The organism is Achromobacter sp. 1011791174 (assembly GCF_059760925.1).
Genome location: NZ_JCBANH010000007.1, coordinates 15,561 through 36,830, shown reverse-complemented (window position 1 = coordinate 36,830; position 21,270 = coordinate 15,561). Strand labels below are relative to the sequence as shown.

Here is a 21,270-nt window from a genome sequence, read left to right as displayed (position 1 = left end):
CCATCCCGTCCAGCGCATGCCAGGCGATGGAAATCTGCCTGGCACGCCATGAACGCCCGGACAATACAGCGCCGTTCGTGTTGGATTTTTTTCTCTTGACAGTTGTTGACAGCGCTGGGCAACAGTGCGTCGTCAAAAGGCATATTTCCATGCAAGCGTTGCGCGCAATGACACGGAAGTCACCTTTTCCATCGGCTTGCCGCCATGCTGGCGTACCGGATGTCCTAGGACGGAGCCCGGGATTCCAGGCTTCCGATGCATCGCGGCGCGACAACGGTCAAGCGCGGCGACGCCGAGCGCGCGCGCGTAAAAAAGCCCAAGGGCTGGACTGATATCCCACCCTTGGGCCGCAATGCGCGAACGATTCAGCGAACGATTCAGCGAGCGCGCGGCGATGTCGCGCCCGCGAGGCGCCTTGCCGGACGGGCGATCACGCCATCCAGATCCACGCCGCCACGATGGCGCCGAACACGATCCGATACCAGGCGAACACGCGGTACGTGTGGTTGGCCACGAAGCGCAGCACCGCCCGCACCACCACCATCGCGCTCAGGAAGGCAGCGACGAAGCCCACCGCGATGCCGGACAGGTCGTGCTGGGTCAGCAGCCCGAAGTTCTTGTACATGTCGTACACCGCCGCGCCCAGCATGGTGGGCATGGCCAGGAAGAACGAGAACTCGGTCGCGGTCTTGCGCTGGATGCCGGCGATCATGCCGCCAATGATGGTGGCGCCCGAGCGCGAGGTGCCCGGGATCATGGCCAGGCATTGCGCCACGCCCACGCCCAGCGCCTGCTTCCAGGTGATCTGCTCCAGGCTGCGCGCGGTGGCGCGCTCGTCCGAAGCGGTGTCGTCGGCCGCGCCCGGCACGTCGCCGGGCGTATGCCGCGTCTTGCGCTCGACCCACAGCATGATCAGGCCGCCCAGCACCAGCGTCACCACCACCACGCCCGGGTGGTAGAAGACCTGCTTGATGGACTTGATGAAGATGCCGCCGATCACCGCCGCCGGCAGGAAGGCGATCAGCAGGTTGCGCGTGAAGGCGACCTCGCTGGGCACGCCGGTGAGCGTGCCGCGGATCAGCTGCAGCAGCCGCGCGCGGAACACCCACATCACGGCCAGGATGGAGCCGAGCTGGATCACCACCTCGAACACCTTGCCCTGGCTGGATTCGAAGTTGATCCAGTCGCCGATCAGGATGAGGTGGCCGGTGCTGGACACCGGAATGAACTCGGTCAGTCCTTCGACGATGCCCAGGAAGAAGGCCTTGATCAGATACAGGGTGTTTTCAGTCACGATATGGGCGGGTCCGGGGTTAGTCGTTGGTCAGGGACGCTTCGTCGGACAGCGGCTCCTGGGGCTTTTTCTCGACCCGCACCAGGGCGATGCGGCGTCCGTCCATCTCCAGCACTTCGAAGCGGAAATGATCGTGGTGGATTTCATACTCGCAGGCGTCGCCCGGCTTGGGCAGATGGCCAAAGCGCGACAGCAGATAGCCGGCCAGCGTGGAGAAGTCCTGGGCCTCGTCGATCAGGCCCTCGGTTTCCAGCACCTGCTCGACATGGTGCAGGTCGGCCGCGCCATCTATCTTCCAGGTGCGCTCGCCGTCGGCCACGATGTCGGGCAGCTCGTCCTCGTCGGGGAATTCGCCGGCGATGGCCTCGAACACGTCGATCGGCGTCACCAGGCCCTCGATGGCGCCGAACTCGTCCGCCACCAGCACCAGCTGGCCGCGCGAGCGCTTGAGCGTGTCCATCAGGCGCAGGATGCCGATGGCCTCGTGCACGATGATGGGATCGCGCAGCCGGTTGCGGCGCACCCGGCCCTCGGTGAGCAGATCGGCGATCAGGTCCTTGGCGCGGCCGATGCCCAGCACCTCGTCCAGCGAGCCCCGGCACACCGGGAAGAAGCTGTGCGGCGCCTCGATCAGCTGGCCTCGGATGGTGTCGGCGTCATCGTCGATGTTGATCCACGACACGTCGGTGCGCGGCGTCATGATGGAACGAATGGAGCGTTCGGCCAGCGTCAGCACGCCGCTGACCATGTTGCGCTCCTCCACGCCAAAGGCCGGGATGGCCGGCGCGCTGGCGCTGGGCAGGTCGGGCTCGTCGGCGGGCGGGCGCTTGCCCAGCATGCGCAGCACGGCGGCCGCCGTGCGCTCGCGCATGGGACGGCGCGCATCCAGCTTGAGCAGATTGCGCCGCGCCAGCTGGTTCAGCGCCTCGATCGCGACCGAGAAGCCGATGGCGGCGTACAGATAGCCCTTGGGCACCTTGAAACCGAAGCTTTCCGCCAGCAGCGAGAAGCCGATCATCAGCAGGAAGCCCAGGCACAGCACGACCACGGTGGGATGCGCGTTGACGAAGCGGGTGAGCGGCTTGGACGCCAGCAGCATGATGCCGATGGCGATGATGACGGCAATCATCATGATGGCCAGGTGGTCCACCATGCCGACCGCGGTGATGACCGAGTCCAGCGAGAATACCGCGTCCAGCACCACGATCTGCGTCACGATGACCCAGAAGCTGGCGTACACGCGCGGCCCCGACGAAGAACCGTGGCCGCCGCCCTCGAGCCGCTCGTGCAGCTCCATGGTGCCCTTGAACAGCAGGAAGAAGCCGCCCGCCATCAGGATCAGGTCGCGTCCGGACGGCGCCAGGGGGCCGATGGAGAACAGCGGCGTGGTCAGCGTGACCAGCCAGGACATGACGGACAACAGGCCCAGGCGCATGACCAGCGCGAGGCTCAGCCCCAGGATGCGCGCGCGGTCGCGCTGCGAGGGGGGCAGCTTGTCCGCCAGGATGGCGATGAAAATCAGGTTATCAATGCCCAGGACGATCTCAAGAACGACCAGGGTAAGCAGGCCGACCCACGCAGCGGGGTCCAGCAGCCACTCCATCAGGAGCTCCAAAAGTTACTCAGCCGACAATCGTACCCGGAAAATCCATGACACGCCGGTCATGAACCCCCCGCCCGGCAAGGCGCCGGGCCCGCATGCCATACCTGCATGCCATACCCGGAGCCATCTTTGGACGTCAGGCCCAGTCCATCCGATTGGCGAACACCAGCAGCGCGGTCCAGGCCATCATCTGCCACGGGGACGTCCCGGCGATGCGCGCCAGCGACCGGGACAGGCGCAGGAAGAACCAGAAGGCGGCCAGCATCGCGGCCATGGCGATCTCGACCCGGTGAGTCATGGCCGAGACGGTAACGACCGACCGGGCCGCGAACACCGCGTTCAGCGCCACGATCTGGAACAGGACCAGCACCGCCCTCAACCCGGCGCCCCCGCCGGAATCCGCCGGATCCGGCGCGCCCGTCCAGATCCGCCATCCGGACCTGGCGCCCTGGAACAGCAGCGACAGCACCAGCACGCCGCCCGCCATCAGCACCAGATGCTGTCCGGTGTAGTCATACGGTCCGACGGACAGCTGGGACCGGTTCAGGAACTTGACCGGCCAGTCCAGCCCCTGGGCCAGCGGCCACAGGCGCATCAGCAGCATCAGGCCCAGGCCGAACAGGCGCGCGCGGTTGCGCTGCGCGGCGGGAAACTCATTGGCCAGGATGGCGATGAAGACCACGTTGGCGAGCCCCACCAGGACCTCGATCGCGGTCAGCCCCAGCACACCCACCCAGGCTTGCAGTCCGCCCATCCACTCCATCGGAGTCATCCACCCCATCAGCTCCTCCCGCATGCGCGTAGCGGGCCATCGTACCTAAAAAGCCCGCGCGGGCGGCGCTTTGTCGACCGCCTTTTCCCACATGCCGCTGGAGGATCCCAAAAAAATCGCGCGCAGCCTGGGGCTGCGCGCGTGGTTCACTTTGCCCGACGGCGGCCGGGCCCGGCTGGGTTGGGGCCTGTCGACAGGCCCCGCCGGATCAGATCGAGGCCGACGGATTCAGCCCGGCCAGCATCTGCGTGAAGATCTTGGGGCTGGCGGCCAGCACGTTGCCGGAATCCATCCAGCCCTGCTCGCCGTCGAAGTCGGCGACCAGGCCGCCGGCTTCCAGCACCAGCAGGCTGCCCGCGGCCAGATCCCAGGGCTTCAGGCCCACGCCGCAGAACCCGTCCAGGCGGCCGCAGGCCACGTAGGCCAGATCCAGCACCGTGGCGCCCAGGCGGCGCACGCCGGCGCTGTTCTCGGCCATCTTGCGGAAACGCGCCGAGCCCTGCTCCATGTCGCCCGAGTTGGGCCAGTGAGCGCCCAGCAGCGCGTCGTGGTAGCGGATGCGGCCCGAGACGCGCACGCGGCGGTCGTTCAGGAAGGTGCCGCCGCCACGGCTGGCGGTGAACAGTTCGTTGCGCGACGGATCGTAGATGCACGCCTGCGTGACCTGGCCGCGCTGCGTCAGCGCGATCGACACCGCGTAGTTCGGCAGGCCGTGGATGAAGTTGGTGGTGCCGTCCAGCGGATCGATGATCCACTGGAACTCGGCCTGATCCGGACCCTGCAGGCCGAATTCCTCGCCCAGGACCGCGTGGTCCGGGTAGGCGGCGCGCAACGTCTCGACGATGGACTCCTCGGCGGCGCGGTCGACTTCCGTGACATAATCGCGCGGCCCCTTGCGAGCCACGTTCAGGCGTTCCAAATCCAGGCTGGCACGGTTGATGATGGTGCCGGCACGCCGGGCCGCCTTGATGGCGATGTTGAGCATCGGGTGCATAAAATTCCGTACGAATGCGGTGAGATAGGCCGTCAGCCGCCTCCCCGCCGCGCCGCTCCCACACTGGGGTAACGGCCCGAAAACATCAGGAAAGCGCCAAGCCAAACGCGCCATTTTAAATGACTCAAGAAAATTTCATCGGCGAACCGTCCCGGGACGGTAAATCGCCCTCTTCCGAAGGGGTCTCCGCGCCCTCCGAAACCGGCTCGCCGGCGGCGTTTTCCCGCGTCCGTTTCATCATGGTGAACCCCAGCCACCCCGGCAACGTCGGCTCGGCCGCCCGGGCGATCAAGACCATGGGGTTCTCGGAACTGGTGCTGGTGGCCCCCCATATCGAGGACGTGACCCGGCACCCGGAGGCCGTGGCCCTGTCCAGCGGCGCCGCCGACGTGCTGGAGAACGCCCGCGTCTACGCCACGCTGGAAGAGGCGCTGGCCCCGGTGACGCTGGCCTTCGCGCTGACGGCGCGGGTGCGCGACCTGGGCCCCCCGCCATGCGACATCCGCCAGGCGGCCGAGCTGGCCTGCGCGCACCTGGGACAGGCCGCCGAAGGCGTGGCGGCCATCGTGCTGGGCACCGAGAAATCCGGGCTCACCAACGCCCAGATCGCGCTGTGCCACCGCATCTGCCACATCCCGGCCAATCCCGAGTACAGCTCGCTGAACGTGGCTCAGGCGCTGCAGCTGGCCGCCTGGGAACTGCGCTACGCGCTGCTGATCGACCAGGGCGCGGCCCTGCTGCCCGTCTCGACCGCGCAGGAACCCTCGCGCGGCGCGGAACCGGCCTCCAGCGAAGCGGTGCAGGCCTTCCTGGCTCATTGGGAATCGGCGCTGGTCGAGGTACGTTTCCTGGACCCCGCCCACCCCAAGAAGCTGATGCCGCGCATGCGGCACCTGTTTTCCCGGGCCGGCCTCACGCGCGACGAGGTCGACATGATGCGCGGCGTCTGCACCGCCATGCTGACGGACTACCGGAACAGCAGGAAAAAATAGGCAAAAAAAGGACGGAAATTCCGTCCCCTGTCCGTCCAGGCCCCGCCATCCGGCGACGGGCCCGGGCGATTCGCCGGGGCCGGCCAAGCCGGCCCGCGGCGCTCAGTCCACCTTGGCGCCCGAGGCCTTGACCACCGGGGCCCAGCCTTCCACTTCGGACTTGATGAACTGGCCGAACTCGGCCGGCGTGGTCTTCACGCCCACGGCGCCCAGCTGCTCGAAGCTGCGCTGCACCTCGGGCTTGTCCAGTGCCTTCACCATGGCGGCGTTGAGCTTGTTGATGACCTCCGGCGGCGTGCCGGCCGGGGCGATCAGGCCGAACCAGGACGACACGTCGAAATTGGCGAAGCCGGCTTCCTTCATGGTCGGCACGTCCGGCGCGCTCTTGGAGCGCTCGGTGGTGGTCACCGCCAGCGCGCGCAGCTTGCCCGACTGCACGTGCGGCCAGGCCGAGGGCATGTTGTCGAACATGAACTGCACCTGGCCGCCGATCAGGTCGGTGATGGCCGGCGCGCTGCCCTTGTAGGGCACGTGCAGCACATCGATGCCGGTCTGCATCTTGAACAGCTCGCCCGCCATGTGGATCGAAGTGCCGCTGCCCGACGAGGCGAAGGCCAGCTTGCCGGGATTCTTCTTGGCGTAGTCGACCAGTTCCTGCGCGGTCTTTACCGGCACCTGCGGATTGACCACCAAGATGTTGGGCACCTTGGCGCCCAGCGCCACCGGCGCGAAATCGCGGGTCAGGTCGAAGTTGACGTTCTTGTACAGCGTCTGGTTGATCGCGCTGGTCACGGCCACGAACAGCAGCGTGTAGCCGTCCGGCGCCGCGCGTTGCACCTGATCGGTGGCGATGTTGCTGCCCGCGCCCGGCTTGTTCTCGACCACGAAGGACTGGCCCAGGCTCTCGGTCAGTTCCTTGGCCATGATGCGGGCGATCACGTCGGTGGTGCCGCCGGCGGAAAAGCCGACCACGATGCGGACAGGCTTGTCCGGATAGGCCGCCAGGGCGGCGCCGCTGGCGAACACGCCCGCGGCGGCGGTCAGGAGGGTGGCGGCAAGGCGCCGCAGACCGGGCTTGTGACCTGGAATCATGATGTCTCCGTGCAGGTACTGTCCATCAAGTGGACGATTTGAATTCTTGAATAGGGAATTCTCGGCTATACACGGCCGGCCCATCAAGGTAGAGTCCACGCAACGGACAATGGTTTTCCCTTGCCCGGTGTTTGCCAGTTGGTGATAACCCCCAAAGTTTTCAGAGAGTTGCATGCAAGACAGCGATGCCGCGGCCGCAGGCCCACGCACATTGCGGCGCGGATTGGCCGTCCTGGCCGCCCTGCGGGACCAGGGCCCTGACGGCCTGAGCGTGACCGATATCGCCCGCCTGACGGGCATCCAGCGCCCCACCATCTACCGCCTGCTGGCGGCCCTGCTAGACGCCGGCCTGGTGCTGCCCGTGACGGGCACCAAGAAGTACCGCGCCCAGCTCGCGGTGGACCCCGATACCCGCTCCCGCGATCCGCGCGTGCGCCAGCTGCTGCCGGTGCTGCGACGGCTGGCCGACCGCACCGGCGACGCGGTGTTCCTGGTGGTGCGCGACGAGGACGATTCCATCAGCCTGCATCGCGAGATCGGCAGCTACCCCGTGCAGATCCTCGCCACCTACGCCGGCAAGCGCCAGCCGCTGGGCGTGGGATCGGGCGGCATGGCGCTCCTGGCCGCCCTGCCCGACGAGGTCGCGCGCGGCATCGTCGAGCGCAATTCCGGCCGGCTCGACGAGTACGGCGGCATGACGCCGCAGGAAATGTACCGATTGATCGAGAACACCCGCGCGCGCGGCTATTCGGTGGTGGGCAACCACGCCGTGCGCGGCGCGCTGGGCGTGGGCTGCGCGCTGCTGGACGCGCATGGCGCGCCGCTGCTGGCCGTCAGCGTCACCGCGATCATCGACCGCATGCCGGCGCAGCGCCAGCGCGAGATCGCCGGCTGGATCAAGACCGAGCTGGCAAGGCTGGCGGCGCAGGCCTAGCCGGCGCGGCCCGTTCGATGGCGCCACGGCGCCCTCGAACGCGGTCCGTCGAACACTCGGCCTGGAACCCGATCTTGCCCCGGCAAGCGCGCTAGAACAGCTCATCCAGCATCTCGAAGAATTCCCGCTTGGCCGGCTCGTCCGGCTCGCCCAACGCATCCAGAAAGGCGGCGGCCTCGGGCAGCGATACTTCCTCGCGCAGGTTGCGATGGATGAAGGCCACGTCCATCCAGCGATCCGCCAGTCCGGCCCGGCCCATGTCGATGAAATGCAGCTGTTCGCGCGCGTCCACGAACACATTGCTGTCGCCCAGGTCGCCGTGCGAGAACACCGGGTCCTCGCTCGGCAGCGTCGCCCGCAGCCGCTCCAGCAGGTCCTCGGGCGTGGACAGGTCCGGCCAGGGTTCCAGGTCGTAGTTCCTGTCGCACAGGTCATTGGCCAGCAGGTATTCCAGCTCGCGCAGGCGAAAGGCCGCGCCCGCCTGGAACGGACAATCCGCCGCCGGCACCGCGCGCAGCTGGCGCAGCGCCTCGGCGAACAGTCCGCGCACCGGCCGCCCGGCGTCCACGCGCGCGGTCAGCGGTTCGCCGGGCACGGCGCGGGTGATCATGTAGGCGCCGCCGCCGTTGGCGCCGGCCTGCACCACTTCGGGCACATTGAGCCGGCCCGACAGCCATTGCAGCACCTGCGCCTCGCGCACCACGCTATAGGTCGTGGGCGCCAGGACGGCGCATGAGATTTTGAGGAAGTACCGGTCGTTGCCGCGCGTGAAGCGGTAGACGTCACAAGGCGATTCGCCGACCTCGTCGGGCGACAGCCGGGCGTCGCCGATGAAGCGCGTGGCCGCCAGCGGCAGGGTGAAGGACATGCTCGAGCACATGCGAACCTCCCGGCCGCTGCCGGTTTTGCTGCGTATTGCGGAGAATCAGGCGGCGCCGGACTTGGCGGACTGCGCCGGGTTCTGGATTTCGCGCACGGGAATCGGCGCCTGGAAGCCGGCGGCCTCCAGCTTGCTCCGGATCTGCTGGTACAGGCCCCAGCGCAGATCCCAGTACTTCGAAGCCTCGGCCCAGGCGCGCACGTTGACGATAACGCCGTTCTCACGATACTCGCTGACCTTCACCAGCGGCTCGGGATCCTTGAGCGCGAACTCGTTGGCCGCCACGATTTCCTTGAGCTTGGCCAGCGCCAGTTCCAGGTCGTCGCCATAGCGCACCGGCACCGGGATATCCAGGCGGCGGGTCTTGTTGCGGCTGTAGTTGGTGATGGTGGCGTTCCAGACCACGCTGTTGGGCAGCGTGATGTGGATGCCGTCGACCTGCACCAGGCGCGTCAGGAACAGGCCGACTTCCTCGACCGTGCCCTCGGCGCCGGTGCTCAGGCCGACGAACTCGCCGGTGCGCACCGGACGCAGGATCAGCAGCATGATGCCCGCCGCGATGTTCTGCAGCGTGCCCTGCAAGGCCAGGCCCACGGCCAGGCCGGCGGCGCCGAGCACGGCGATCAGGCTGGCCGTCTGCACCCCGAAGCGCGCCAGCACGGCGATCAGCGTGAAGATGCGCACCGTCCAGACCACGGTGCTGTAGAACATGGGAACGATCGTCGGATCGATCTTGCTGGAACGGGTCGCCATGCGCCGGACCCAGCGGCCCAGCAAGGCCGATACCCACCAGCCGACGACGAGGATGACCAGGGCGATGAGCAGATTCGTGCCCAGGTCCATGAGCTTGGGCGCCCATGCATTGACGGATTTCAAGGCTTCTTCCACGGTATCTCCTGCAAAGTGTGTAACGGCCGCCAAGCCGGGCGAGCGGCGCGGCGGCGAAAAATGCGACCGAAAACTTTATCAGAAGACCATGGCGCCCAAGGCGCGGGCGCGGGCTTCCTGTGTCAAGCTTTGTAAGGATACCGGGGAGCCGCCACGTCCGGCACGCGCCGGAAATGATTGTCCCAGGACAGGTCCGACGAAGCCGGCAACACCGGCCGCTCCTGCCCGCCCGCATCCGCGCGCAGCATGGCGCCCAGGCCGCTGCTGACCAGGAAGCCGCCGGCGCTGGCCGGCGCCACGCCGCAGCCGTCCGCCACGGCGGTCGCGCCCAGGCTGCGTCCGCTGGCCGCGTCCCAGTACATGACCTGCCCGCCCACGGGGCTGGACGTGGCCACCACCGCGCCGGCCGCGTCCACCGCGACCGAGCCGATGTAGTTGCGCATCTGGCGCAAGGCATCCCCGGGGCCGGGGAACAGTTCCGGCGCCTGGCCGCGCCGATGGCGGCCGACCAGCGCGGGCCGGTCGCCCGCCGGACCCATGTACTGGCAGCCGAACCACACCGCGCCGTCGGCCGCGACAGCCAAGTGCCGGATCGACAGCCGGTGCAGCGCGGGATCCAGCTCCACCCGCTCCAGCAGCTTGCCGCTGGCCGCGTCCAGATAGGCCAGGGACGGGCGCATGGTGTCCAGGTTCAGCTCCAGCTTGCCGTAGTCCGGATGTGTCAGGATGCCGCCATTGGCCACGCACAGCGTCTTGCCGTCGGGCAGCAGCAGCACCTCGTGCGGCCCGATGCCGCCGCAATCGAATTCGCCGACGCGCCGGTAGGCGCCGCCGGCCGAGGCATCGTAGATGCCGAGCACGCCGCGTCCGCCGTCGAAATCATTTTCAGTGGCTGCCAGCAGCCGGCCGTCGTCGAAGAACGCGCCATGGCCGAAGAAATGCCGGTCCTGCGGCAGGTCCAGTTCAACGGGGCCGGCCGCGCCATCCAGGCCGAAGCCCAGCGCGAAGAAGCCCGGCTGGCGGCCGAAGACCACGGCGCGCCCGCCGGCCGCGTCAATGGCGAAGCTGTGGCCGCGCGCCGGCATCGGCACGACGCGCAGGTCGCGGCCCGATTCGTCCAGCAGCGCGGTCTCGTCGCGGCCGCCGCGCTTGCGCGCGCTCAGGTAGCGGGCCCCGCCGGTCCGCGCGGCCTCGGCGGCCCTTTCTGCTTCGGCGGCCAGGGCCGCGACAGGTATATGGCCCAGCCCCAGCGCGGTCCCCAGCGCCAGGAAGCGGCGACGGTCAATCGCCATCGAGCGCGTTGAAGCCGATGGTCACGCCCAGCGCGGGCGCCAGGTCCTGGTCGACCACCGCCTTGGCGTTCTTCAAGGTCAACCCGGCCAGCGTCCATCGGCGGCGCGTCTCGCCGTCGCTGGCCACGTCCTGGTAGGGCGCCGCCGCGTCGCGCAGGGTCTGCGCGGCGCGCGACAATTCGCCGCGCACGGCCTCGTCGATCCAGCTCCCGCCCTGCGGCAGCGGATAGGCGCCTGCGCGGTGGAAGGCCAGCATGGCGTCCAGGCTGGACGCCAGCGTGCGGGAGGACAGATTGCTGCGCCAATAGGCGGCGCGCTTGGGCCGGGCGGCCTCGGGCGCGTCGCCCAGCACGGGCAGGATCTTCACGTCGCGCGCGAACTGCAGGCCGGTGGACAGCGCCTTGACGGCCTCGGCCGCCACTTCCTGCGAATTGCGGTACAGGTCATTGGCGGGCCTGGGCGCGGCGAACTGGCGGCCGAAATCGCCTTCGGCGCTCCAGGCCTGCGCCAATTCGCGCGAGATGCCGGACACGTTGGCGGACACCGCCCGGGCATAGCCGCAGGCATAGGCGAAGTCCGCGCCGTCGGCGCGCTTGAGCAGCGCCGGCTCGCCGTACAGCACGTATTCCAGCGCCGGCAGGCCCTGCAGCGCCACGCTGCGCCCGGCCATAGCGCCGGGCTTGATCAGCTCGGGATCCTGCGCGGCGATGGCGGCCTGCACCTGCCTGGGCATGACGCCGCGCGTATCGGGCCAGAAGGCCAGCCGCTCATAGCGGTTGGCCTGGACCAGCGGACCGAAGCGCAGGAACTCGATGCCGGACCAGGCCAGGGCCAGCCCGGTGTGCGCGTCGTTCACGCGCATGGCGCCGGCGGCGTCGGGCCGCGCGCACCAGGCGCCCAGCGCGGCGTCCATCTGTTCGGAGGCCTGCGCCATCCTGGCCATCGCGGGTCGGGCGTAGTCGCGCGCCAGGCGCTCGCCCAGGTCGGCGGGCAGCCCGGCCGCGATCGCGACCGGCGCCAGCGAGCAGAGCGTGGCGGCGCACAGGGCTCGCGCGAAGGATCGGGGCAATGCCCGAGGCAGCGTTCGGAACCTCGCCCCTGTCAACGACGCAAGCAGGGGCCGGGACGGCACGGAGCCGGCGCGGCGGCCGGCGGTGAATGGCGGCATCACAGGGACTCCAGAAAACGGATCAGGTCGGCGCGCTCTTCGGGCGTCATCGCCACGACGCGGTCGCGCGCCGGCTTGGCCGCGCCGCCGTGCCACAACACGGCTTCCAGCAGCGTGCGCGCACGGCCATCGTGCAGCCAGGTCGCGCCGGGATTGACGGTCTTGGTCAGGCCGATGCCCCACAGCGGCGGCGTGCGCCATTCGCGGCCGTTGGCCAGGCCGTCGCTGACGCCGTCGGCCAGGTCATCGCCCATGTCGTGCACCAGCATGTCGGTGTACGGCCAGATCAGCTGGAAGCGGTGCTCGGCCTGCCTGGCATTGCGGCTGGTGACGTACTTGGGCACGTGGCAGGCCACGCAATTGGCCTCGTAGAACAGCTTCTTGCCCGCCAGCACGCGCGCGTCGCCGGCGTCGCGCCGCTGCGGCACGGCCAGGTTGGTGGAGTAGACGGTGACGAAGTCCATCAGCTTGGCCGGCACCTCTTCGGGACCGAAGCGCGGCTGCGCGCCGTGCGGCATGTCCAGGCAGCGCTGCTGGCCGCGCGTGCAGTCGCCCCAATGGCTGGGGAACATCGGCGTGGACAGGCCCATGTCGTTGGAGAAGGCGGCGGCGCTCTGCTGTTCAACCGTGGGCTGGCCGGCCTTCAGGTTGAAGCGGCCCAGCACGGTCTTGCCGCTGCGCGCGTCGGTCACCCAGTTGGCCTTGCCGACGATGCCGTCGCGCTTGTCGGCGCCTACATTGGCCAGGATGTCGGCCTCGTGGATGGATTCGAGCAGGCCCAGCCCGATCATGGGCGGCGCCAGGCGCGGCGAGATCTGCGTGTCGGCGCGCATCGGGCCGTAGCCCAGGTTCTCGATGCGATAGGCAGGCTTCATCAGCGTGGCGGTCTCGCCGCCATTGAGCGGCACGACCATCGGCGTGTAATCGATCTCCATGCGCCCTTCGGCCGGCAGGCCGGCCACGGCGAAGTTCTGCAGCTGCACGCCGTAGACGGGTTCGGGCAAGGAGGCGATTTCATCCGGCCCCAACCTCGGATGGCCACGGTCCGGCCCTTCCGGAATGGCCAGGCGCAGCAGCAACGCCACGGCGTCGGGCCGTTCCAGCGGATCGAAGCCCGGCACCGAGCCGCGCCCGTCCTTGGTGTGACAGGCCTGGCAGGAGCGCGCGTTGAACAGCGGCCCCAGGCCGTCGGAGGCCTGGGTGGACGACGGCGCCGACACCCAGTCCTTGCGAAACAGGCCATTGCCGACCTGGAACTCCTGGCGGCGCTCGAAATCCATGTTGGCCGAGGGCTGCGAGAAAATGTCGGCGTTGATCATCTTGCCGGTGGTGGCCGCGCCGGCCTGCATGGTCTCGAAGGTCTCGGCCTTGGAGAAATCGCGGGCGGGCGCGGTGATGGCGGTGACGCGCTTCAGATCCCCGGGCGTGAGGTCATCGCGCACCGGCGGTTGCGCGGCGGCGCCGGCATGGACCGACGCCGCCAGTATGGCTGCCAGGACGCGCTTCACTTGAATACGGCGTCGGGCTTGTCCAGGCTGTCGGAGCCTTCGATGGCGATCTTGCCCAGGTCCAGCAGCGCGATCACGCGTTCCAGGCTGCGGGTCTGGTCGATCAGGCGGTCGATGGCGGCCTGCACCACCGCGTTGCCTTCCTTGTTGCCGTCCGCGATCATCTGGTCGTAGGTCTCGACCGTCTCGGCGCGCGTCTTCATGGCCTGCATGGCGGCCACGGTGGCATCGAGCTTGGCGCGCACCTCGGCGTCGAGCTTGGGGTCCCTGGCCTTGACCAGTTCCGACAGGCTGGCGCCGGACACCGTCTTGCCGTCGATGCGCTTGTACTCGCCCAGGTAGACGTTGCGGATGCCGATCTGGTTGTAGAAGTGCGAGTTGTGGGTGTTGTCCGAGAAGCAGTCATGCTCTTCCTCGGGATCATGCAGCATCAGGCCAAGCTTCATGCGCTCGCCGGCCAGTTCGCCGTAGGACAGGCTGCCCAGGCCCGTCAGCATGGCCACCAGGCCCGCCTTGGGATCTTCCTCGACGGCCTTGCGCGCGGCGCCGCCCTGCTTCCAGTGGCCCGCCATTTCTTCCAGGTCGGTCACCAGCAGCTCGGTCACGGCCTTCAGGAAGTCCACGCGGCGCTCGCAGTGGCCGCCGGTGCATTGCTTGATGTCGAAGTCGGTGTGCGGACGGTTGCCCGAGTGGCGTTCCTGCGGCGTGCCCTGGCGGCCGGCCGGCGCCGGACCGGTGCCGTTCAGGTCCTGGCCCCACAGCAGGAATTCGATCGCGTGGTAGCCGGTGGCCACGTTGGCCTCGTTGCCGTCGGCTTCGTGCAGTACCTCGGACAGCAGCTTGGGCGTGATCTTGCTGGCGTCGACGGTCTTGCCGCCGACCGAGATCTTGGAATTGGCGATGACGTTGACGGCGTAATAGGCGTTGTCGTCCTTCTCGGTGCCGTAGGACGCGTCGACGTAATCGATCAGGCCTTCGTCCAGCGGCCAGGCGTTGACCCGGCCTTCCCAGTCATCGACGATGGCATTGCCGAAGCGGTAGGCCTCGGTCTGCTGGTACGGCACGCGCGCCTCCAGCCAGGCCTGGCGCGCCGCCTTCAGCGTGTCCGGGCTGGGCTGGGCGACCAGCGCATCCACCGCCTTGCGCAAGTTCCTGGCCGAGGCCAGCGCGTCCTCGTAGCCGGCCTGGGCCAGATCCGAGTAATTGGCGACCACGGCCTTGGGTTGCACCGCGGCCAGTGCCGTGCCGCCGTATACGGCGGCGGCCAGCGCCACCCCCAAAAGCAACTTGCGCATACGAATTCTCCCGTGACTCCGGCGGCCCGCCCCCACGGCGAGCCAGCCTGGACTGTATTTTGCGGATGAGAGTGTAAACAATTTTCGTTTGTCGTTCAGCATAGGGTCAGCTAGCTGACATTTATCCGAACAGATGCTGTGCGTTTCCCGTTGGCGACGGGGTACGCTCTGAAAAGGTGTGCGCCGCACTCGGGGTTGCCCGGCGGCGGGGACCTTCAACGCAAAAGAAGAACGCCGTGCCTATCCGCAATGATCCGTCCAGGCCACACGAGGCCAGGCTCATCAACGAGCCCATCACCACGCCACGGAATATCGTCGAGTTGCTGGCCCAATGGCGCCAGGACGAACCGCTGGGACCGGAAGATCAATTCCCCGAGACGGCCGACCTGCCGTTGCAGCCGGAGTTCGCCCCTTTCAGCTCCAACTGGTGCATGGCGCACCGCCTCGGTTCGCGCTCGGCACCGATGTAACGCATGTCGGACGCGAACCGCCGCAGCAAGCTGACTCCATCACGCCGGCCGCAGCCAGCGTCGCAACAGCCGCGTGGCCAGCGGAATGCAGGCGTACACCATCACCGGCGTCAGCGCGACGCTGGTCAGCAGCGCGCGCCAGAACGTCGGCAAGGCCGCCAGCCGTTCGCCCAGCAGCGCCGAGAACATCAGCAGCAGCGGGAAGTAGGCCAGCCAGATGCTGACCGCCTGCTTCCAACGCGGCGGCGCGCTTGGCCCCTGGCCGAACCAGCCGTCCATGCCGCGGGCGCGGCGCACCTCGCTGCCGCGCACCAGCGCCGCGCCGCGCTCCAGCCACATGCGGCGCGGCAGCGAGCGTTCCCAGCGATCCAGGCTGGCCTCGTCGTCGAAGCGCAGCACGATCTGGTACTGGTCGCCGCCCGCCGGCGGCTGCAGCACGCCGGAACCCAGGAAACCGGGAAAGCCCGCCGCCAGGATCTCGCCCTGCCGCATCCAGGCCAGGAAATCGCCGTAGCGTTCGGGCTGGATGTGACGGGTGACGAGCAGAGTGACGGGGGCAGACAAGGCGGAACGCGGCATGAGGGACTCCTGAGCGGCTCGCGACAACTGGCAAGCCTGGCACCGGAACATCAAGCAAGCGGCGTGCCAGCCGGGTTGCGCAGCGGACGTAGCGGCCCGCATTGAGCCTGCGGGATTGCGCGTCTACACTGTCCCGACCCCCTCCCCCACTTGGAGCACGCGTCCCATGAGCACCTACAAGATCGCCGTTTTCGTCGGCAGCCTGCGCGCCGCCTCGATCAATCTGCGCCTGGCCCGCGCGCTGGAAAAACTGGTTCCGCCGGATTTCAAATTCGACTACGTGAATCTGGACGTGCCGCTCTTCAACCAGGACAACGAGAACAACCTGCCCCCGGGCGTGGCCAAGCTCAAGCAGCAGATCACCGAATCCCAGGGCGTGCTGTTCGTCTCGCCCGAGCACAATCGCTCGGTGCCCGCCGCCATCAAGAACGCCATCGACTGGGGCTCGCGTCCGTGGGGTCACAACTCCTGGGCCGGCAAGGCCGCCGGGGTGCTCGGCACCTCGCCCAGCGCCGCCGGCACCGCGCTCATGCAGCAGCACCTGCGCAACATCCTGGCCGCCGAAGGCGCCAGCACGCTGACCACGCCCGAGGTCTTCCTGCAGTACTCGGACGGCTTGGTGAACGATCAGTACGAGATCACCAACGAAGGCACGCGCAAGTTCCTGCAAGGCTGGATCGACCGCTACGTCGACTGGATCCGCAAGTTCAACGCCTGATCGCCGCCATGACCGGACGCGGCTCGTTCCCGCGTCCGGCGTCCTCCCGATCCGGGCATGCGCCCGCCGGCGCACCCGTGGCTGTGGGCTTATCCCCGCCAACTGTGGAGAAGCTTGAGGACAGCCTTGGGGCAGCATGGAAAAACCCTGCTGCGCCAAGCACTTGCAAGGGCCGATCAAAAACTGCGCAATCGCTCCAAAACACCCTACGCAGCCCTGTTATCCACTGTTTTGCCGGCATGCGGACAGCTCGACGCGGCATTCATCCCCACGCTGCGCAATTGTCCCCGCCTTCTGTGGAAAAGCATGAGGACAGCATGAGGGCAGATGCGAAATCCCCTTTGCAATCAAAGCGCTGCAGACGCTGCTCAAGAAACGCCCAATCCCCGGATATCCCCGCCCTGGTTGTCCCCGCCAAATGTGGACAAGGCTGAGGACAGCTTGCGGGCAGCCTGCAAATCCTCTTTCGCGTCAATGACTTGGAACTCGTGAGCAATAAACGAGCAGCCCCCGCCCATCCACCTGTCGCGGGCGCGGGTCGGCGCCATCGTCCACAAGGCATGCCCGTTTGTCCCCACCGAATGTGGACAAGCCTCTGAACAGTCCAGTGACAAGCTGAAAATCGTCTTTGGGGGCAAGGACTTGCGATCGCTGGTCAAAGAATGACCTGTCCGCGACCCGGCAACGGGGCAGATTGCGGCCCGGGCGGCGTCTTGCGGCGGTCCGAGGCCGGGTCCGAGCCCTGCTGCCCGGCGTGGTTCCAGACCGCCAGGCGCGGCGCCGCTATTCGTTGCCTTCCAGGCGCATGCCGATCTTCAGCCCGACCTGCCAGTGCGCCACCTTGCCGTCCTTGATGTGGCCACGCACTTCTGTGACCTCGAACCAGTCCAGATGGCGCAAGGTTTCGGAGGCCCGCTCGATCGCCTGCTTGATGGCGTCGTCGGTGGACTTGGTGGAGGAACCCACCAGCTCGATCTGCTTGTAGACGTGGTTGGACATCGCGTGTCTCCTGTGGAAGGAATCAGTCACGAACTGTCGGCCGGCGACGAATCCGGCGCTTACGACCGGCAATCCATTCGAACACACAGGATACGCCAGCCAACCTAGACTGGGGGTGCGCGGTTTCGTCGCGCCAGCAGGAAGCCATCCGGCGAAGCCGCTTTCGCAACGCAAGCACGGAGGGAATCATGCCCGAACGCAAAACCCTGGAACGCGCCGCGCGCGACAAACGCCAAGGCAAGTCGGCGTCCACGCAAGCCGGCGAATTCATACGCGAGGAAATCGAGCATGTGCGCGCCGGCAAGCACGGCGTGCGCTCGACCAAGCAGGCAGTGGCCATCGGCCTGTCAAAGGCGCGCCGCGCCGGCGTCAAGCTGCCCGCGCCCAAGCATGCCAGCGCGGCAGTCAAGCGCAAGGCCGAACAGGACCTGAAGGCAGCTGGCGACGGCCAAGCGAAATCGCGCAGCCGGGCGCGCGCCGCCGCCGGCGCGCTGAAGAAAGAAAGCGCCCGCCCCGCATCGCCCCAGGCGCTCTCGCGCCAGGCCAGCGCGGCCGCCAGCCAGCGCAGCGCCGCCGACCGTTCCGCCGCCGCGCGCAAAGCCGCCCGAACCAAAGGCGCGGCCGGCCGGAGCGCCGCTGCCAAGAAGGCCGCGCGCACCCGCGCCGCCAACCGCCAGGCGCGCCACGCGGCCGCCTGAAGCCTGATGCCTGGGAGTGCGCCGTCCGACGCGCCTCGAGCCTGACGCGCGCCGTCCGGCGGACCGCGCTCAGCCCGCCGCGAACGCGGCGAAGCGATCCTGCAGGCAGGCGCGCAGGCGCTTGACCGCCGGCGACAGCAGCATGCGGTGCACGCACAGCAGATACAGCGGTGAAGGCTCGCCCAGATGGTCGCCGAACAGCTGCACCAGCCGTCCGGCGCGCAGGTCTTCCAGCACGTCGTAGCGCGATTTATAGGCCACGCCGCAACCGGCCAGCGCCCAGCGGCGCACCAGTTCGCCGTCGTCGCTGACGCGGTCGCCCTTTACCGGCACGGTCTGGGACACGCCGTCGCGCTCGAAGGTCCAGCGGTCGTGCAGCGACTCGCCCAGCACGAAGGACAGGCAGTTGTGGCGGCGCAGGTCGGCGGGCGCCTGCGGCGTGCCGTGACGCGCCAGATAGGCCGGCGACGCGCACACCACGCGGCGGTTGGATTCGGACAAGGGCAGCGCCACCAGGCTGGAGTCGGCGGGCGTGCCGTAGCGCACCGCGAGGTCCACCGGCTGGCGGAACAAATCGGCCAGCCGGTCGCTGATGCGCACCTGGAAGCCGACGCGGGGATGGCGGCGCTGGAATTCATCCAGCCAGGGCAACAGCACGTTGCGCCCCAGGTCCGAGGGCACCGAGATCGACAGCGTGCCGCTGATGGCGGTCTTGTCGCGCGCCAGCGCGTTGCGGCCGGCGTCCAGCGTTGCGATGGCCGAGCGGGCGTACTCCAGGTAGCGCTCGCCGTCCGCCGTCAGCCGCAGGCTGCGCGTGGAGCGGACGAACAGCCGGGTCTCCAGCGTCAGCTCCAGCCGTTTCAGGGCGGCGCTGGCGACCGCCGGCGTCAGGTCCAGCTCGCGCGCGGCGGCCGAGAAGCTGCCGTGGTCGGCCGCGGACACGAAGATCCTCAGGTCTTCGAAGCGGACCATGATGTCCTCATTTTCAAAAAATTATTGAAACTGGTTCCGATGCTAGCCGGTTTTTCACATGCCCGCGCCGGGCAATGATGGCCACACCCCGATTCATCAGCGACGGGCGGCGGACAAGCCCGCCACCGTCGCGGCAAACCCGACACCCCCAGGAACCCTCATATGAAAATCGAACTGAACGGCAAGAAGGCGCTCGTCACCGGCTCATCCGGCGGCATCGGACAGGCCATCGCCCAAGGGCTGGCCGAGGCCGGCGCCGAGGTGGTGCTGCACGGCCGCGACGCCGGCAAGCTGGCGCGCGCCGCGCAGGAGATCGCCGCGCGCGTGCCCGGCGCGCGCCTGGGCACCGTGCAGGCAGACCTGGCCACCGCCGACGGCGCCGCCTCGATCTGCGCCGCGCATCCGGACGTGGACATCCTGGTGAACAACGCCGGCTACTTCGCGCCCAAGTCCTTCACCGAAATCACCGACGACGACTGGCAGTACATGCTGGACGTCAACGTCATGAGCGGCGTGCGCCTGTCGCGCTACTACCTGCCGCGCCTGCTGGCGGCCAACTGGGGGCGCATCGTCTTCCTGTCCAGCGAATCGGCGCTGCAGATTCCCGCGGAAATGATCCACTACGGCGTCAGCAAGACGGCGCTGCTCGGCGTATCGCGCGGATTGGCCGAACTGACAGCCGGCACCGGCGTGACCGTCAACGCCGTGCTGCCCGGTCCGACGCGCTCGGAAGGCGTGGCGTCCTTCTTCGCCGAGCTGGCGCAGGCGCAGGGCGTGCCGCAGGCGCAGATGGAGCGCGACTTCATCGCCCAGAACCGCCCCAGCTCGCTGCTGCGCCGGCTGGCCACGGTGGAGGAAGTGGCCAACATGGTGGTGTACGCCTGCTCGACCCAGGCCTCGGCCACCAACGGCGCGGCGCTGCGCGTGGACGGCGGCGTGGTCCGCTCGATCGCCTGAACCCGCCCACCCATCATCCGGAATCCTGACATGAAAGCCATCGCCTATTTCGAGAACCTGCCCGCCGATCATCCCGAGGCGCTGCGCGACATCACGCTGCCCGAGCCCGTGCCGGGCGAGCGCGACCTGCTGGTCGAGGTGCGCGCCATCTCCGTGAACCCCGTGGACGTGAAGATCCGCGCCAACCGCAAGCCCCGGGACGGCCAGCCCGAGGTCATCGGCTGGGACGCGGCCGGCGTGGTGCGCGCCGTGGGATCGCGCGTCAGCCTGTTCAAGCCCGGCGACCGCGTCTGGTACGCCGGCGCGCTGGACCGCCCCGGCGCCAACAGCGAGCTGCACGCGGTCGATGAGCGCATCGTCGGCCGCATGCCGGACAGCCTGGACTATGCCCAGGCCGCCGCGCTGCCGCTGACCACCATCACCGCCTGGGAACTGCTGTTCGACCGGCTGCGCGTGCTGGACAACGCCTTGCCCAGCCAGCAGAGCCTGCTGGTGGTGGGCGCGGCCGGCGGCGTGGGTTCCATCCTGGTCCAGCTGGCCCGCCAGCTGACCGGCCTGACCGTGATCGGCACCGCCTCGCGCCCGCAGACCCAGGCCTGGGTGCGCGAGCTGGGCGCGCATCACGTCATCGACCACGGCCAGCCGCTGGCCGAGGAACTGCGGCGCCTCGGCATCAACGAAGTCAGCCACATCGCCAGCCTGACCCACAGCGACCAGCATTTCGCGCAGATCGCCGAGGCCATCGCGCCACAAGGCCGGATCGCGCTGATCGACGACCCGGCCGCCCTCGACGTGCGCCTGCTCAAGCGCAAGTCGGCCTCGCTGCACTGGGAATTCATGTTCGCGCGGCCGCTGCACCAGACGCCCGACATGATCGCTCAGCATGAACTGCTGAATCAGGCCGCGCGCCTGATCGACCAGGGCCGGTTGCGGACCACGCTGGGCGAACACTACGGCACGATCAACGCCGCCAACCTGCGGCGCGCGCACGCCTTCATCGAAAGCGGCCGCGCCCAGGGCAAGGTGGTGCTGGAAGGCTTCTGACAGCCAGGGACGGTCGCCGGGGCGGCCGCCAGCGGGCTTCTTGCGACGGGCAACTCGTATTACAACGCGGAAACGGTTAAAACCGCGTTTGCGCGATGCCCGATGGCAGCCGCGCACCGTC

At 68.4% G+C, this 21,270-nt stretch carries 21 protein-coding genes; 7 read left to right on the top strand and 14 right to left on the bottom strand.

Annotation, left to right across the window (positions count from 1 at the left end):
- Positions 1-430: 430 nt before the first annotated feature.
- The 4 genes from AC6LJ5_RS04205 to AC6LJ5_RS04190 form a co-directional block, all read right to left on the bottom strand.
- Positions 431-1,294, bottom strand: a complete 864-nt coding sequence (locus tag AC6LJ5_RS04205) for an undecaprenyl-diphosphate phosphatase (RefSeq protein ID WP_103275501.1) — start codon at positions 1,292-1,294, stop codon at positions 431-433.
- A 19-nt stretch (positions 1,295-1,313) separates the two neighbouring features.
- Positions 1,314-2,897, bottom strand: a complete 1,584-nt coding sequence (locus tag AC6LJ5_RS04200; RefSeq protein ID WP_498139888.1) for a TerC family protein — start codon at positions 2,895-2,897, stop codon at positions 1,314-1,316.
- A 136-nt stretch (positions 2,898-3,033) separates the two neighbouring features.
- Complete coding sequence (locus tag AC6LJ5_RS04195) at positions 3,034-3,669, bottom strand: TerC family protein (RefSeq protein ID WP_498139887.1); 636 nt, start codon at positions 3,667-3,669, stop codon at positions 3,034-3,036.
- A 208-nt stretch (positions 3,670-3,877) separates the two neighbouring features.
- Positions 3,878-4,663 carry an inositol monophosphatase family protein gene (locus AC6LJ5_RS04190; protein WP_392412294.1) on the bottom strand — a complete coding sequence of 262 codons (786 nt, stop codon included), beginning with the start codon at positions 4,661-4,663 and terminating at the stop codon, positions 3,878-3,880.
- A 239-nt stretch (positions 4,664-4,902) separates the two neighbouring features.
- On the opposite strand from AC6LJ5_RS04190, the gene AC6LJ5_RS04185 reads away from it, so the two are divergent.
- A complete protein-coding gene (locus tag AC6LJ5_RS04185; protein WP_392412337.1) occupies positions 4,903-5,655 on the top strand; it encodes an RNA methyltransferase in 753 nt (250 codons plus the stop codon).
- A 102-nt stretch (positions 5,656-5,757) separates the two neighbouring features.
- Here AC6LJ5_RS04185 and AC6LJ5_RS04180 read toward each other — a convergent pair whose 3' ends face one another.
- Positions 5,758-6,747: a Bug family tripartite tricarboxylate transporter substrate binding protein gene (locus tag AC6LJ5_RS04180; RefSeq protein WP_392412296.1), complete on the bottom strand. Its 990-nt coding sequence runs from the start codon at positions 6,745-6,747 to the stop codon at positions 5,758-5,760.
- Between the two features lie 172 nt (positions 6,748-6,919).
- Here AC6LJ5_RS04180 and AC6LJ5_RS04175 point away from each other — a divergent pair, with 172 nt between their 5' ends.
- Positions 6,920-7,681, top strand: a complete 762-nt coding sequence (locus AC6LJ5_RS04175) for an IclR family transcriptional regulator (protein WP_103275514.1) — start codon at positions 6,920-6,922, stop codon at positions 7,679-7,681.
- A 91-nt stretch (positions 7,682-7,772) separates the two neighbouring features.
- On the opposite strand, the gene AC6LJ5_RS04170 is transcribed toward AC6LJ5_RS04175, so the two are convergent.
- From AC6LJ5_RS04170 to AC6LJ5_RS04145, 6 genes are all read right to left on the bottom strand, one after another.
- Complete coding sequence (locus tag AC6LJ5_RS04170; RefSeq protein ID WP_498139886.1) at positions 7,773-8,549, bottom strand: APH(3') family aminoglycoside O-phosphotransferase; 777 nt, start codon at positions 8,547-8,549, stop codon at positions 7,773-7,775.
- A 57-nt stretch (positions 8,550-8,606) separates the two neighbouring features.
- Positions 8,607-9,404 carry a mechanosensitive ion channel family protein gene (locus AC6LJ5_RS04165; RefSeq protein WP_369869799.1) on the bottom strand — a complete coding sequence of 266 codons (798 nt, stop codon included), beginning with the start codon at positions 9,402-9,404 and terminating at the stop codon, positions 8,607-8,609.
- A gap of 167 nt (positions 9,405-9,571) precedes the next feature.
- Positions 9,572-10,741, bottom strand: coding sequence for a DUF1513 domain-containing protein (locus AC6LJ5_RS04160; RefSeq protein ID WP_498139885.1), 1,170 nt, complete (start codon positions 10,739-10,741; stop codon positions 9,572-9,574).
- On the bottom strand, positions 10,731-11,735 hold the full coding sequence (locus AC6LJ5_RS04155) for an imelysin family protein (RefSeq protein ID WP_498139914.1): 1,005 nt from the start codon (positions 11,733-11,735) through the stop codon (positions 10,731-10,733). The genes AC6LJ5_RS04160 and AC6LJ5_RS04155 overlap by 11 nt, the downstream gene beginning before the upstream one ends.
- A 173-nt stretch (positions 11,736-11,908) precedes the next feature.
- Complete coding sequence (locus AC6LJ5_RS04150) at positions 11,909-13,417, bottom strand: di-heme oxidoreductase family protein (RefSeq protein ID WP_498139884.1); 1,509 nt, start codon at positions 13,415-13,417, stop codon at positions 11,909-11,911.
- Positions 13,414-14,712 (bottom strand): imelysin family protein, encoded by a 1,299-nt coding sequence (locus AC6LJ5_RS04145; RefSeq protein ID WP_392412306.1) that lies wholly within the window; start codon positions 14,710-14,712, stop codon positions 13,414-13,416. Before AC6LJ5_RS04145 ends, AC6LJ5_RS04150 begins: the two co-directional genes overlap by 4 nt.
- Positions 14,713-14,948: 236 nt before the next feature.
- On the opposite strand from AC6LJ5_RS04145, the gene AC6LJ5_RS04140 reads away from it, so the two are divergent.
- The gene (locus AC6LJ5_RS04140) at positions 14,949-15,182 is read left to right on the top strand and encodes a hypothetical protein (protein WP_498139883.1); all 234 of its coding nucleotides are present in this window, start codon (positions 14,949-14,951) and stop codon (positions 15,180-15,182) included.
- A 39-nt stretch (positions 15,183-15,221) separates the two neighbouring features.
- Here AC6LJ5_RS04140 and AC6LJ5_RS04135 read toward each other — a convergent pair whose 3' ends face one another.
- Positions 15,222-15,761: an antibiotic biosynthesis monooxygenase gene (locus AC6LJ5_RS04135; RefSeq protein WP_103275520.1), complete on the bottom strand. Its 540-nt coding sequence runs from the start codon at positions 15,759-15,761 to the stop codon at positions 15,222-15,224.
- 166 nt (positions 15,762-15,927) lie between these two features.
- Between AC6LJ5_RS04135 and AC6LJ5_RS04130 the strand changes: the two genes are divergently transcribed.
- Positions 15,928-16,479, top strand: a complete 552-nt coding sequence (locus AC6LJ5_RS04130) for an NADPH-dependent FMN reductase (RefSeq protein WP_392412311.1) — start codon at positions 15,928-15,930, stop codon at positions 16,477-16,479.
- Positions 16,480-17,262: 783 nt separating this feature from the next.
- Here AC6LJ5_RS04130 and AC6LJ5_RS04125 read toward each other — a convergent pair.
- Positions 17,263-17,478: a dodecin gene (locus tag AC6LJ5_RS04125; RefSeq protein WP_103275523.1), complete on the bottom strand. Its 216-nt coding sequence runs from the start codon at positions 17,476-17,478 to the stop codon at positions 17,263-17,265.
- A 188-nt stretch (positions 17,479-17,666) separates the two neighbouring features.
- On the opposite strand from AC6LJ5_RS04125, the gene AC6LJ5_RS04120 reads away from it, so the two are divergent.
- Complete coding sequence (locus AC6LJ5_RS04120) at positions 17,667-18,176, top strand: DUF6496 domain-containing protein (RefSeq protein ID WP_103275524.1); 510 nt, start codon at positions 17,667-17,669, stop codon at positions 18,174-18,176.
- A gap of 69 nt (positions 18,177-18,245) precedes the next feature.
- Here the strand turns inward: AC6LJ5_RS04120 and AC6LJ5_RS04115 are convergent, their stop codons facing one another.
- Positions 18,246-19,148, bottom strand: coding sequence for a LysR family transcriptional regulator (locus AC6LJ5_RS04115; RefSeq protein ID WP_498139882.1), 903 nt, complete (start codon positions 19,146-19,148; stop codon positions 18,246-18,248).
- A gap of 162 nt (positions 19,149-19,310) precedes the next feature.
- Here AC6LJ5_RS04115 and AC6LJ5_RS04110 point away from each other — a divergent pair, with 162 nt between their 5' ends.
- On the top strand, positions 19,311-20,105 hold the full coding sequence (locus AC6LJ5_RS04110) for an SDR family NAD(P)-dependent oxidoreductase (protein ID WP_103275526.1): 795 nt from the start codon (positions 19,311-19,313) through the stop codon (positions 20,103-20,105).
- A 30-nt stretch (positions 20,106-20,135) separates the two neighbouring features.
- Positions 20,136-21,149 (top strand): zinc-binding alcohol dehydrogenase family protein, encoded by a 1,014-nt coding sequence (locus tag AC6LJ5_RS04105; RefSeq protein ID WP_498139881.1) that lies wholly within the window; start codon positions 20,136-20,138, stop codon positions 21,147-21,149.
- The last annotated feature ends 121 nt before the right edge of the window (positions 21,150-21,270 follow it).